The organism is Chitinivibrio alkaliphilus ACht1, assembly GCF_000474745.1.
GTDB lineage: Bacteria > Fibrobacterota > Chitinivibrionia > Chitinivibrionales > Chitinivibrionaceae > Chitinivibrio > Chitinivibrio alkaliphilus.
Window position 1 is genome coordinate 1 of sequence record NZ_ASJR01000035.1, and the last position, 14,468, is coordinate 14,468.

The 14,468-nt window shown below is 48.0% G+C and carries 7 protein-coding genes and 2 pseudogenes; 6 read left to right on the forward strand and 3 right to left on the reverse strand.

What is annotated here, in order from left to right; all coding sequences use genetic code 11:
* Positions 1 to 721 precede the first annotated feature (721 nt).
* Positions 722 to 3,067 (forward strand): Ig-like domain-containing protein, encoded by a 2,346-nt coding sequence (locus CALK_RS11075; RefSeq protein WP_022637759.1) that lies wholly within the window; start codon positions 722 to 724, stop codon positions 3,065 to 3,067.
* A 98-nt stretch (positions 3,068 to 3,165) separates the two neighbouring features.
* On the forward strand, positions 3,166 to 7,413 hold the full coding sequence (locus CALK_RS11080) for a chitobiase/beta-hexosaminidase C-terminal domain-containing protein (protein ID WP_022637760.1): 4,248 nt from the start codon (positions 3,166 to 3,168) through the stop codon (positions 7,411 to 7,413).
* A 338-nt stretch (positions 7,414 to 7,751) separates the two neighbouring features.
* On the opposite strand, the gene CALK_RS11085 is transcribed toward CALK_RS11080, so the two are convergent.
* Together CALK_RS11085 and recJ are read right to left on the reverse strand one after the other, a co-directional pair.
* Positions 7,752 to 8,141 carry a hypothetical protein gene (locus CALK_RS11085; RefSeq protein ID WP_022637761.1) on the reverse strand — a complete coding sequence of 130 codons (390 nt, stop codon included), beginning with the start codon at positions 8,139 to 8,141 and terminating at the stop codon, positions 7,752 to 7,754.
* Positions 8,142 to 8,201: 60 nt separating this feature from the next.
* Positions 8,202 to 9,923: a single-stranded-DNA-specific exonuclease RecJ gene (recJ, locus tag CALK_RS11090; protein ID WP_022637762.1), complete on the reverse strand. Its 1,722-nt coding sequence runs from the start codon at positions 9,921 to 9,923 to the stop codon at positions 8,202 to 8,204.
* A 254-nt stretch (positions 9,924 to 10,177) separates the two neighbouring features.
* Between recJ and CALK_RS11095 the strand changes: the two genes are divergently transcribed.
* Both CALK_RS11095 and CALK_RS11100 read left to right on the forward strand, forming a co-directional pair.
* Entirely contained in the window at positions 10,178 to 10,888 is a 711-nt protein-coding gene (locus tag CALK_RS11095; protein ID WP_022637763.1) for a formylglycine-generating enzyme family protein, read from the forward strand.
* A 129-nt stretch (positions 10,889 to 11,017) separates the two neighbouring features.
* Positions 11,018 to 11,233: pseudogene (locus CALK_RS11100) on the forward strand (helix-turn-helix domain-containing protein); the annotation flags it as partial.
* 127 nt (positions 11,234 to 11,360) lie between these two features.
* Here CALK_RS11100 and CALK_RS13470 read toward each other — a convergent pair.
* Entirely contained in the window at positions 11,361 to 11,495 is a 135-nt protein-coding gene (locus CALK_RS13470; RefSeq protein ID WP_081698158.1) for a DUF4113 domain-containing protein, read from the reverse strand.
* A gap of 165 nt (positions 11,496 to 11,660) precedes the next feature.
* On the opposite strand from CALK_RS13470, the gene CALK_RS11105 reads away from it, so the two are divergent.
* Both CALK_RS11105 and CALK_RS11110 read left to right on the forward strand, forming a co-directional pair.
* Positions 11,661 to 11,924, forward strand: coding sequence for a transposase (locus CALK_RS11105; protein WP_022637765.1), 264 nt, complete (start codon positions 11,661 to 11,663; stop codon positions 11,922 to 11,924).
* 418 nt (positions 11,925 to 12,342) lie between these two features.
* Positions 12,343 to 14,153: pseudogene (locus tag CALK_RS11110) on the forward strand (SUMF1/EgtB/PvdO family nonheme iron enzyme).
* Positions 14,154 to 14,468: the final 315 nt, after the last annotated feature.

Sequence of the window (14,468 nt, forward strand, 5' to 3'; positions counted from 1 at the left end):
GGGAATACGCGAGTAACCCAACTTCTTCGGCGGGCTGCAAGGGCCCGCCTTGTTCTTCTCATTCTTCAAAGACACGTTACCACAACTTGTGGTATCGCTATGGCCAAGAACTCCTTTTATGTCCTATCTGAAACGTTCATCCTCACTGTTTATACGCGTGATCCCTATGAGGGTATACAAAAAATCTTGAACCTCTGGAGTAATAAAGAAATAGGGGCCTTTTTCTATTTGAGTCAACATGGGAGTACTCCTTCACACTTTTGTATATTAGGGGTAGAGTGGTGGAACTCTCCGTAGGAGCTGTATGAAATATGTGGCAGCAGTTGCACACATATGATGTATTTTTGCAGTGGTTTTATTCTGTCTGAGAATGTTGTGGGTGAAGAATGACCCTGCTTTTGAAGGAGAATGTGACGAACATGCATCCTTCTGTGGTGTTTGCAGAAAATTTTTTACTTTGCAATAAAATAGTTGTAATGGGGTACTATGAAGTGTATTACGTGTTGCAGGCTTCGTAGTTTCCACAAGAGCATATAGATTTTGCAAAGGATGTCCTTTTCTGTATTGCATCATAAAAGGTACATTTTTGTCAGATGGTTTTTTTTCTTGAAAAAAATGACAAAATAGTGTATTGTTTCATGTTATTCGGTTGGCACAGCCGGATGAGGAAAAATAATGGTAAAATACAATTACATTCCATAGAGGGAAATTGGAGGTTGATATGTTTGGTGGGAACCAAAAAATACTGAATGTGTGTTTTGTGCTTTGTACGTTCCTTTTGGGAAACGTATGGGCAGATCGTTTGGATATCGGAGATGATTTTGATAATCCTGTGCTTGATCCCTTTTTAATCCAGCACTCAATGTATGCGCAAGAAAGTTTTAAGGTCGGTGATGCGGGGAGTTCACCACGGGCTGGTATCGTTGGGACGGCCGGTATATTCGATGGTGGTGATTTTACCATCAATACTGAAGATGGTGCTTTCTTGCAGGAAATAACAGGGTGGAGTAGCAGCATCAATGAAAATGCTTTTTTGTATTATAAAACCGGCGGAGCTGATTTCAGCCCGTCTGAGAGAAAACAGCAGGTGGACGCTGATAATGTCTATGAAGAATTTGAACCATATCGTCGCCCCCTTCTTCCAAACACAGATAATGTTATCTTTGAGGGGGGGGATGATATTAGTAACGGTAGTATCGAGCCAGGACATTATGGTACCTTAGGAGGGAGAAATAATACGCTTTTAGCAGGCACCTATTTTTTTGAAAGTATTAACTTATGGGATAATTCTGTTACAACGATAACTCCTAATAATGGAAGCTATAGGACAGTTATCTATGTAAAAGAAGATATTACAAGTCGTACAACTCCTTACATCGTTCCTGAAGGATTTGAGGATGACGATGGGGATATTTCGATACCAGAAGAAGCCTTGGGTGAGATCTTGATTATCGGATTGTCTGCCATCAATTTAGGAGATGATGCGACCATAGTTGGGACATTACTTGCTCCAAACGGAGAGATAGAGTTTCGTTGGGGGTCCCGTCTTTTGGGGCAGATTTTAGCGTTGAAGTTCAAGAGTAATGGCATAGACGGTGGAGACGGTATTGATTTCATCCCCATAATCCGTGATGAGATATCTATTGGTGAAAGCGTATTCAACGAACACCAAAATCAGGATAAAACACCCGATAGAATAGACCTTCACGATGGAACCACTCAATCTTACGATACCACCATTACCGTACAGATTAATGCGGTTCCCGAAAATAAAAGTGTTAAAATATTCTATACCCTTGCAGGAGACGGCTTTGACCATGGAACCTATTTCCATCATGGTACAGAGGATGATCGCCGTGAATCTTCGGGTCGTTTGGTATTTGAAGAAGGGGATACAGCAAAAACCATTGATGTCCATATCATAGATGATCTGGTCCATGACGGGGACCGGGATTTCTTTGTTATTGTCGATAGTACTGTTACCAATGATCCTAATGACAATTACGATGTACTCGTTCCAGAAGAACCCTTCGTTATTACCATTACAGAAGACGACCCGGAAAACACTCCTCCCGATGATATTATTCTGGATACTCAGTCTGTAAAAGAAAATCAGCCTGGCGGGACAGTGGTTTCTTCTGTTGTTGTTGAAGATGACAATGATAATGTGAAAACTGTTGCAGTGACAAACGGGGCCCCCTTTTCTGTGACGGGAAACCCTGCCGCCGGCTGGGAGTTGGTGACCGATGAGGAGTTTAACTATGATGAACCGGAGGAACCTCGGTCTTTTGATGTAAAAATTACCGCCACGGATGAACTGGGTGAATCTCTGGAAAAAACTTTCACCATAGGTATTACCCCCGTAAACGATAACGCCCCTGAAGGCAGTGATGCAGAATTTAGCACGTATATAAATACCCCCCTTGATGCATCTATCCCCGAAGGACGTGATGATGATCTTCCTGAAGATAACACCACCCTAACCTATCATGTGGTAGGTAAACCTGGGAGTGGAGTTGTTGAAATTACCAATGCAGAAGAAGGCCGTTTTACCTATACTCCGGACCCCGGGTTTGTGGGAGTGGATTCTTTTACCTATCGCATACGTGATGAGGTGGATTACAGTAACTGGTACGATGCAAGTGATCCCGATGTTGATTCGGTGCTGTACAGTGAAGAATACACCATCACCATCACCGTGAAAAACAATATTCTTCCTGATATCGATCTCAGCAGTGACGGAGGGCTTGTCTTTGCCGATGATTCCGTGGATATTGTCCTTGATTTTTCCGATGGAGACCTCTTTCCCGATGTACCCGATTTCACCCTTTCCTATACCGTGACCTACGCGGGGGATGTGGTGACAGATACGCTTTCCAGGGATGAAATTTCTTCTGAAGGTACTGTGTATACAGAACGGATATATGTAGACAGCTTTGTAACCCGTGAGAATACCGCTGCTACTGGTTTTGATTTGTCCCTCTCCTTAACAGCAGATGGTGACTGGAACCCCGAAAAAAAGATGTTTCCTATAAAATACGTCAGCTCAACCCCCCTGCAGAGATAGAAGAGGGGGATGATAATTTTACGGTTTGGGTACGGCAGGATGATGAAACCGCCAATAATGAAGATTTTGACGGTGGTGAATATGAAGAAAACCAGATTATGGTGGTTACTGATCCTGCTGGGGCAGACACCCCTGAAGGAGAATCTTCCTTCCTTTTTACGGAAATGTATGAAACAGGTCCTGTTTCCGCCTATGCGCGCCATTTTCGCTATATCAATTCAGTGATGGCTCAAAGTGATATTATTGAGCAGGAAAATCGACTCCCCGTGCCGGAGGCAGACCCCGAAGGGGGGATGCTCTATGCTGATGATTCCCTGTTTTTGTCGGTGGATCTTTCCGATGAAAATCTCTATCCTGATAATCCGCAGTATCTCATAGAATATCGTGTGACTTATGACGGAGTAACCGCCGAGGCGGTTCAGGGTGATGCCGAGAGTGATGTGGGTATTTTTCTGGATACCATCGTTGACCGGGATAACCGGGCTGCTTTGGATTTTAAAATAGATGCCCGTACCCTTTCAACGGATGCTGCCGACCCCTGGGAAAGCAGTGGTTGGGTGGATTTTACCTACGAAATCAGAAAGCTCCTCACGGACCCATCTTCATCGGTGCAGGATGATTTCTGGAAAAGCTATGAATTGGATATATGGGCAGAGCATGATTTTGACGAAGATGGAGCTTCTGTAAATCCCTTTGCGGTTCCGGCGACCATCACCGGTCATAAAAACGGTGACGACTTTTCCCATGATGCCACGGAGGATGAAGCCGCCGTTTTGAGGTTTACCGAAACCACTTCTTTTACCTTCTGGGCAGAGGATGAGCGGTATATCTCCTCCGACAGTGTGTCAGATAATCTTCTGGAAGAGACACAGCGCATTCTTCCGCGCACCCTTGCAGATCCTGCGGCGGGGGATGTCAATACTGATGATGCCTATATATTTTATGATGCGGAGTGGGAGTTTGATCTCTACCTGAATCCTGACGATACCTATTATGACGATGTACAGGAAGGCGATTTTTCCTTTACAGCCCAATTTCCCGATGCATGGCCCCACGATGATATCCGCATAGGAGACAGAGCCCGCGACGTGCGTGAGAGTGTTGCCATTGCCCGGGATGACATTGATCATCTTATTTCTGAGGGGCGTGAGGATCTGCCCCTTACCTTGCAAAGCATATCGGAAGAGCCCTTCTGGGTGGACAGTGATCCCGTTACGGAACGCTACACCTTCCGCCGTATATCCCTTGAACTGGTGAGTGACTGGTCACCGGAAAAAGAGACTGTTACGGTGACCATCACCGCTCATGATCCTGTATCAGAAGATGAGCTTGTCGATGCAGAGATTTTCTACACCTATATGGGTGAAACGGTGGAGGTGGAATCGGGAGAGGAGTTTACCGTGGAAAACGGGGATATCCTTGCTGCCACGGCCCGGCGTCCCGGCTATATGCCTGCCGACGAAAGCGCCCTGGGTATTTTTACCCTGGATGGGGTCATTACCATTGATTACGAAAACCGCATCTATGATAATCGCAACAATGAGGGCCTGCGTATCCGCATCAACTCCAATCTCCCCGAGGTTGAATACCGTGTGGAGCAGGATGTTATGGATGACGATGTGCGTTCCTGGCGCCCCGTTGCAGAGATCGGCGCATGGTTTACCGTGGACAATGAAGAGTTTGCCCTTGATTTTCCTCCTAAGTACAGTGAGGTACGAATCTCTGTTCGTGGAGACGATCTGATTGAGGATGATGAAGTGATTATCACCGGTGCCACGGCAGATACCTCCCTTTCTATCCGCAAGCTTCCGCAGGTGGAGATTACTCCTGAAGGCGGTGACTTTCCGGGAGTACAGGAAATACAAATTTCCGGTGATCGTGATGATGCAGAGGAGTTTGCTATTTGGTATACCAAAAATGACGGTGATACCACGCTCTACGATGGTTCCTTTGAGATTGATGCCAGTGCGGAAATCACCGCCTGGTCCACAGCTTTTGATTGGCTGCCATCCGATCCGGTGACAGAAGTCTACACCCGTGAAACCTTACAGCTTCCTGCTACTCTGCCCCATATCTTCGATGAAGAGGTCAATGATGACGGTCCCTATATTTTTCATGGCGAGCAGTGGGACCTGAAGCTTTTCCTTGACCCGGATGATACTCATTTTGATCGTCTTGAGCGGGGAGAATTTGATCTTACCTGGAGGGGATCCATAGAGGGAGAATCGGGCCGTTTTACGGAAGACCTCTCTGTACGTCGTTCCTTTGTTGATGAAGAAATAGCCCGGGGAAAAACCTCTCTTGATTTGGTGCTTCAGACCCTTCCCCGGGAGGATGATGGCTACTGGCTTCCCAGTGAGACCGTGGAGCTTTCCTATGCCTATCGGGAAATGGATCTCTCCCTTGAAATTGTTGCCGGGGAAGAGTACTCCCGCGAGCGTGACCTTGTGTTTACCGTAGAAGACGGCGTGGACGGACAAAGGCTGGGCGATGCCCGGGGCTTTTATAATTATGATGGCGGGGCCATTGATCCCGATGATGAGGATACCTATGAAGGCCGGGTCCGTCCCGGTGATACAATTACCATTCCCAACGGCATCACCATGAATGCCCTGGCCCTGCGCAGTGGATACATTCCCAAAGAGCTTGATGATGATGCTGGGCGTTTTGAGAAGAGAGTGCGTTTGGAAATCACCCCCGATGACAGAACCTATTACGGGGAGTTCCTTGACGTGGAAATCACCTCAAATGTGGTGCCCTTTTTCTATCATATAGATGGCGGTGATGTTGTTGAAGTTTCCCGTACGGATACGGCCTTTACCATTACCGGTGATATGCCTGATCCCGGCGGTGAAATCCCCAAAGAGATAACCGCCTTTGTTCAGGATCGTGAAGCCCTGACGGGAGATCTCGAAGTGAGCCATGAGTTTATCCGGCGCCGCCTTGAAAATCCCCGTATTTTCCCCGAAAGCGGCGATTATGTGGGTGATGTCACAGTGGAGATGGATCACGGGGTGTCTGATGTGTTTATACACTACAGTGACGGCGATGTCCCCACTCTCCGTGACAGTGAGTATGAGGAAGATTTTCCGGTAACCCCCGACACGATTCTTACGGCAAAGGCCTTTTATGATGAAGATCAGGTGGCTGAATCCGGTGCAGGTGGCTGGCTGGCATCAGATACGAGCCGTGTGGAATATCGCCGTGTGGCGCGTCCCGATTCGGCAGCCCTGTTTGACCGTACTGCCGATGGACGGGTTGACTCTGTGGCGGTGTATTTGGTGGATAGCTTTCCTGAGCTGACTCTGCCCGATTCAATTCGTCTCACCCTGCCTGGGTTTTCTTCTCTGCGTATTACCGATACCTCCCGTATGCAGCTCCAAGAGGGGGACATTTTAGGGGTTACGGTTACGGAGATTGATGAGATTGAAACCTTTTTCTCCCCTGGGGAGTATCTGGAGGTGTACGGAGATCGCTATGAGAATGATGCTGCCTTTACTGTTCATGATAGTATTGCACCGGTCTTGCTTCGTGCACACCTTCTTTCGGGAGAGATTGATCCCGATGGGGTTCGTGATGTAGACACCCTGACTGTCCGATTTTCCGAACCCCTTAGAGGGCTTGAGGAGGGTAGACCCGATCGAGATGCCCTGTTTAATCTCGGCATGTCCACGGAAGAACGCTATTCCGGTGAATTCTCCTTTTATGAAGAGGTGGACGAACGAACCGTTTCCTTTTTGGTACATGAGTATTATGGACGGTTGTATCCCTATACCAATGACAGTATTTGGATACGTACCAAGGCATCCACGGATATTGAAGATCTTGGCGGAGCAGTTCAGGATAATCCTGAAAATCGAAAAGTTCCCTTAATCTCAGAACCTCTTGGGCTGAATGTGCGCATGGATGCCTTCTGGATTCGTGATGCCCATGACTTTCAATCCTTTGGATCGTACGAAGATTTGGGAGCCCCCATGTCGGGATATACCTATGAGGTAAATCTTGGGGGAGCCATTATTATTGACCCACAGGTGCCCTTCAGCGAAGAACAGGTGCGCTCAGAACCCTTCGATGCATCCGTGGTAATTCTTGATGAAGTAGGGAATCGGGTTGTTTCCGTAGATGGACGAGATGATTCTAAGGAGAATATACAAGTGATACCCGTTTTCATGCGTACACGCAAGGGAGATTCTCGTTATGTCCTTGCGGTTCTGTGGGATGGCACCAATCATCGGGGACGGCAGGTACACTCTCGTTCATATAAGATACTTGCGGCAACGCGCTGGCCCGGAGGAAGCAGTAGGATTCGTATCAATGGGGTGATTCCCGTGATACAGCCCTATTAAATAGAAGCGTTCTCTTTGAAATAGGTATAAGGAGTGCCCAGGGGGCGCTCCTTTTTTTGTGTGCCACGGAGAGATACATCTTCAGGGTGAAAGGGCTCTACAACAGGTGGATCTGGCACAGAGAATGCACAAGCTTCGCGTTACTACGAACGTATACATTGAGTGAAATGGGGGCGTTCGGGAATGTAGATCATAAGAAGAGCAGGGATGTTCCTTGACCACATTCAAGAACTCCGCCCGAGAGGAGCCTCTTTTGCCGGTGTGTTCTCAGTGGAGCTGATATACTCGGAAGCACGAGCCGGGCCGGAGGATTACAGGAAGGGATATCTCGGCGTTTCTTATTCCTGCGGTGTGTTTGTAAACCAGGATAGGGCCTCTTCCTCTGTTTCAAAGAGGGTTACGGAGTAGGGCATATCCTCTGTGGCAAGGCGGAAGGTTTCGATATAGGTGGTTATCTTATAATTGCTTCCCGTAATAAAGGCGATTTTGCTGGGTATGTCCAGATTATCCTCGCGCATGTGCTGTATGGCAAAACGAATAACCTCTCGTCCCCGTTGTGTTTCCACAATACGTGCTTCAGCCACGTCAAAAAGGACGCACTGTTTTTTCTTATATATGGGGTCAAAGAAGAGAAATTTTTGCAGTCCCGTAAAATGTTCGATATGGAGAAGCCCACTGAGGGATATGGAGATGTGGGTTTCTTTTTCTACAATGGTTATGCTATACATGGTTCCGCCCTTTCAATAGTATCAGATAGTATTGTATCATAGGGGCGAGAAAAGAACACCTTATTTTTCTATTTCAATTCCTTTTACGGTAATTTGGAGGGTTGTTGTTCCTCGGTAGGTGTTTTGTCCTAAGGTGTAAGCGAGGGAGATGCTTCGAGCTGTTGTAAGCTCTTGCAGGCGATCGCCAAATCCAAAGGCGATGGCATCAACAAACTGCTTATCCTGGGAAACGCGCATTTTTAAATGCGCTCCACCTTTTCCAACCCGTTTCGGAGCATGTATTTGAACAGCTTTGCTGAAAAAAACAGGTCGCATATTATTGGGACCGAAGGGGCGCATACGCGCAAGGGTTGCGAAGAATTTTGGCGTGAGCTGCGCAACACGGACCTCCACATCTGCATACACGCGGGGCCGAAGATCTCCATGTGCCAGCTGACGGGAGAGGGAGGTGTTGAATCGCTGGGTAAACTCCGCAAGGTTGTCCGCCTTCATGGTTGCTCCCGCCGCCATTTTATGGCCCCCGTACTGTATGAGCAGATCTTGGCATTCATCAAGGGCGGCAATGAGATTGCATCCATCGACGGAGCGGGCAGAGCCTCGGGCGATACCGGAGTCATCAATGGCAAAGATAAAGGAGGGGCGTGAATATTTTTCCACAATCTTTGAGGCTGCAATACCCACCACACCAACGTGCCACTCCCGTTGTGCGGCCACAATACCGAATTGAGAAGAGAGGTCAATCGAATTTTGAACCCACTCCTCAACTTCCCGTTCAACCTTGGTATTATGAGAGCGTCGCTCATGGTTTTTTTGGAGAAGTTCCTTTGCATAGAGCTGACATTTTGCGGGGTCCTCACAGAGAAGTAGTTTAACCCCCCGTTGAGGATCACCCATTCGTCCAGCGGCGTTAATGGCGGGGGCAAGTTTAAAGACGATATCCGCCGTGGTGATATCTCCTTCCCGTACTTTCTGCACCTCCATTAAGGCGCGTAACCCATGGCAGGTGGTCTGGCTCATCTGACGGTACCCATAATAGGTGATAATCCGGTTTTCCCCGGTAAAGGGAACTAAATCTGCGGCGGTTCCCAAGGCCACTAAGTCGAGTTCTTCCTGCCAGTAGGAGGGGGGGAAGTCCCCACGTTGCGTTAGTGCCTGCGCCACTTTCAAGGCAACGCCCACGCCGCTGAGGTTGGCATCGGGGAAGGGGCATTGATGCGATTTAGGATCTATGACAAGACAGTCCGGTTCTGTCTCCTTTGGTTCGTGATGATCGGTAATAATCATGTCAATACCGAGAGAGGCCGCATAGGCCACTTCCTCTACAGCGGTAATACCTGTATCAACTGAGAGTATGAGATCTGCCTGTTGTGCGGCAATGGTATCAATGCCTGCCCGGGATATTCCGTATCCTTCGGTGAGTCGATTGGGGATGTAGTAGTCACAGGAGATTCCTATCTTACGCAGAAACCGGAGAAAAAAGGAGGTTCCCGTAATGCCATCCACATCGTAATCGCCATAAATAAACACGTTCTCTTCTGCATGGCGAGCCTGCAGGAGACGTTGCACCACAGCGTCCATATGGGGAAAGAGAAAGGGGTCCAGAAAGTCATCCATGTGCGGGTTGAAAAATTTCTTACTCTGCTCAAACTCCGTCAAGCCACGTCCGGCTAAAATGGTCGCAAGGGTTTCGGAAATAGAAAGGAGTTTCATGAGGCGTTCCACCGTACTTTGTGCATAGGTGCGAAGGTGGATTGTCTCGCGTGGAATGGATTCACTATTCATAGAGTACTCTGTTCCTGCCTGTATTGGCGATTCTGCAAAGCAGGTAAAATATATGTTGTTATGATCTCTATGTGAGACGAGCCGGGATATGGGTAATGTAAATTACCCTGAGCCATGGCAATTTCCTGCAGAGCGTCCTTGGTAATGCGCAAAACAACCCCAACCGAGAGGGGTATTGCCTGTGCTACCCGAGGCATCTTTATATATTATAAGTGTGTTTTCCAGCATAAAAACTATTTCAAATCGAGGAATTCATGTCATTCACGAAAACAGCAGGAGTCGTTCTTTCCATAGTCCTTTTTGTTCTCATAGCAGGGTGCAATGATGTTACTGGTTCTGGTGACAATGGTAATGATAATGAAGATACCAGCCTCGACATGATTACCATCCCCGCAGGAACCTTCCTGTACCGTCGCGGAGAGTCCGATCAAGAAGAAAAAGCTGTTGCAGAGTTTCAGATATCAAAATACACCATCACACAGGGTGAATACCTCGCTGTTATGGGCGTAAATCCATCTCGGTTTACCGGCAATGAAAACCGCCCCGTGGAAACAGTGACCTGGTTTGATGCGGTACTCTATTGCAATGCCCTTTCAAAGGCTGAGGGTCGGGATACGGTGTATAGCTATAGCAGTATAAGCGGCACTCCCGGAGATGGCGTTGAAGATCTTGCAGATCTTGCAATAGACAGCAGTGCAAACGGGTATTATCTCCCCACGAGTGTACAGTGGGAGTATGCCGTGCGTGGGGGAACAACTACCACCTATTTTTGGGGTAGGTCTTTCACAGATGCAGATGACTATGCCTGGCACGATGGTAATAGTGGCAGCACAACCCATCCCGTAGGTCAAAAACTGCCCAATGACTTTGGCCTCTATGATATGGTGGGGAATGTGTCTGAGTGGTGTGAGACTCGGGTCTGGCAGGGCGGGGTCTTGACCCGGGTCGTACGGGGCGGGGGCTGACGTAGCGGCGCCATCAGCCTGTCTTCGTCCAGCCGCTACGTCAACAACCCATACTTTCGCTACTTCAATATTGGGTTTCGGGTGGCTTTGTTGGGTCGTTAAGGTTTCCGGCGGCGTGGCGGCAGTGTGGCCGTGGCAGAGTTTGAACGCTCTATTATCCGGGAGCGTCAAAGAGAGGGTATTGAAAAAGCCAAGCAGCGCGGGGTGTACAAAGGGAGAAAACCCTCCCTTTCAGATGAGCAGGTAAAAGAAGCAAAGGAGCGCATCGCTCAGGGCGTTCCAAAATCCGTTGTAGCTCGGGATCTAAATATTTCTCGTACTACGCTATATGGGTATTTGTGGTGAAAAAGTTGTTCTGTTATCATGGGTGTAAGTAGTATGCAGCATTCTTTTGACAGTATTTGTGTTTACCCCCTTTAAAGAGTTGCCAAGTGGTACAGATGGAGCTGTATACTCTAATAGTAAGCCCTCCTCAAACCTCAAAAATCTCCCCCCACCTCGTTGAATACCGCTTGCTGCGGTATCCTTCTCTCTTCTCCCAGCTACCCTTTTTCCCTGCCTGACGGGCAGGCACCACTGCTCCCTTTCCGTACTTCCCGTTCAGCAGATCGCCCCCCCCGCATCAAAGCCTTTCGGCTTTCACTTTTCTCCACAGGCGCATCAAAAATACTGGTCTGTTGCGGACCCTTTTTCAAGCCCTGACGTGCTCCCTTAAAACTGTATAGTCATTAGGATTAGCTCTGAATGTAAATTATATCAAAAGGAGCTAATCATGAAGAAGCGTTTTACGGAAGTTCAAATAATTCGAATACTGCAGGAAGTAGATTCAGGTACCCCCACCAGTGAAGTAGCTCGTCAATATGATATCCACCAGAAAACGATATACAATTGGCGGAGCAAGTATGGCGGTATGGAACCCTCTGATATTCAGAAAATGAAACTACTTGAGGAAGAAAATAATCGATTAAAGCGTCTTGTTGCAGACGTATCTTTGGATAATCAAGTGCTGAAGGATGTTAACTCAAAAAACTGGTAAGGCTTGCTCAAAAACGCACTGCAGTATCGTATGCAGTTACAACCTACGATATGAGTATTGTTCGTTGTTGCAGGCTTTTTCATCGTTCTCCCAGTAGCTATTACTACCAAGCAAAGAGTTCTGCTTCAAACACAAACTCTGTCAAAAGTCTTCGATAAAGTTCTTTGTTGCTAATTTCCATTTAATATGCCTCCTTAGCACATAATATGTATCAAACGAAAATTGCGAACTCTAATTTACATTACCCTCTCATTTGAGAAGAAAAAAACTGGGAGTATTTCTGTTTACATGGTATACTTCAGAGAAGTATCTCTGGAGGTGTATTGTGGTGTTTTTACTTCTTGCATGTGTCTCTTTCCTTTTTTCTTGTGGTAACCCCCTTGGGACGGAGCGACGAGAATCCCGTACCTATGAGGTTGTGGCGAATATTCGAGGAGGCTCTGTTGCAATTTCTCCCCAGCAGTCTTTTTATGCCTACGGCGATACGGTTGCGATTACGGCATCCCCCATGCGGGAGGGCTCTGTGTTTTCCGGGTGGTCGGGTACATACGTTGCATCTGCCGAGACTCTTTCTGTTGTGGTTCGTTCTTCGATATATCTTTCTGCAGAATATGGACAGTATGAACTCACCTTTGATGCGGGGGGTGGTTTCGTTTCCATACATCCTGAAAAAGAGTATTATGTGTCCGGCGATACGGTGATATTGTATCCGCATACGACGGAAAAAAGTACCTTTGTGGCATGGGAGATTGATTCACTGGTGCGTATCACTCCCCTGGAACTCATCATGGATTCAGACCGCCAGGTCCGCGCTCATTTTACGTCACGCCATATACTCCACACAGAGGCTTCTACCGGGGGAAGGGTTGTCCAAGAGCCTGATGAGTGGATTTATACCCAGGGAGATACTGTGCGGGTGACGGCTCATGCTGATTCCGGCTATGTCTTTCTTGGGTGGAGCGGAGCTCGCAAATCTGAAGAGGAAACGCTGTATCTTTCCATGGATCGATCAAAACATCTTATGGCCCATTTTGGTATTCCCCGTGAAGAGCTGCACCTGCTTCACCTTGACTATGCCGGCGGGATTGTTCTTTCCGTGCCAAGAAAAAATGTATATCGCACTGGTGACACTGTCACGCTCTTTGCCATAGATGTTGGAGCCTACCGCTTTTCTCATTGGGAAGGGGCTGTTGTGGGAGATGAATCCCCCGCATCTTTTGTAATTACGTCAGACACCACCGTTTCTGCTCACTTTACCGAGCAATATTCCTTGGATGCACAAGCAAGCACTGGTGGGAGAGTATTCCTTGATCCTGCCAAGGAGACGTATATGCGCGGTGATACGGTAACCCTTACGGCCCATCCTGATGACGGGTGGGTGTTTGTCGGATGGGACGGCATGGATCATATGACGACATCTCCCGTGGAGATTGTTATGACAGAAGATCAGTCTATCCGTGCTGAGTTTCGCCGGGTCCCCCCCCGTATGGCCTTTCTTTCCGGCGGTACTTTCTTACGGGGGGGAAGTCAGTATTTTGATGAAATGCCCGCACGTTCAGTGACCCTTTCCTCTTTTTATATGGGGAAATATCCCTTGACGCAAAAGGAATATCTTCGCCATATGCCGGAGAATCCTGCACGAAAACAGGGGGATTCCTATCCCCAGGAGAGTGTTTCCTGGTATGATGCGGCTCGGTACTGTAATATGGTGAGTGTCGCCCATGGCTTTTCACCACTTTATGACACCCTTTCCTGGGAGATCGATTACGGCAGTGTGGGGATACGATTGCCCACGGAGGCGGAGTGGGAGTATGCCCTGGGAACAGATGAGAAGGGTGAGTGGTTTTGGGGTTCTGACACAACCGCTTCGGTGGTAGGAGAGTATGCGGTGTATGCTCATAACAGCCGTGAGTTAGGGCGGAACCATCCACAGTACGGGGTGCAAGAGGTGGGACAAAAAAACCGACGCCCCTTGGACTCTACGATATGGCGGGCAATGTATGGGAGTGGTGTCATGACTGGTATGATTCCGAATATTATGCCGTAGCACCACAGATAAATCCACGTGGCCCTGCGGAGGGAGAGAGGCGGGTTCGACGGGGCGGGAGCTGGGATAGTTCTCTCTTTCAGCTTCGTTCAACCAATCGAAGCTCCATGAACCCCCAGCGCCATTCTGATGCCGTTGGGTTTCGTCTTGTCCTACAGCTTCCTGAGGGGGCCTACGAGTAGTCGTCAAGGAGTGTGTTTATTTCCCGAAAGACGCGTTGCACGCTTTCGGAAAGGGCATCACCATGGCAGCGCCGGATGCGGTTTCCTCGACGAAAATCCCTGATTGTCCCATATATCTCTTCAAAGGGGGCGATAAGGGTGCGCAGGATCCATCGTTTGTAGAGGGTGACAATCCAGAATGAAAAGATTGGACCTGCCCGGAAAAAGTATATAGAGAGTTAAGCCATACATTCTGGTTTTCCACTAAAATATATCTGTTCCATTTGATCCGGCGTCTTCCATCCATTCGCTGAATGTTTTCTAACCCGATTATAA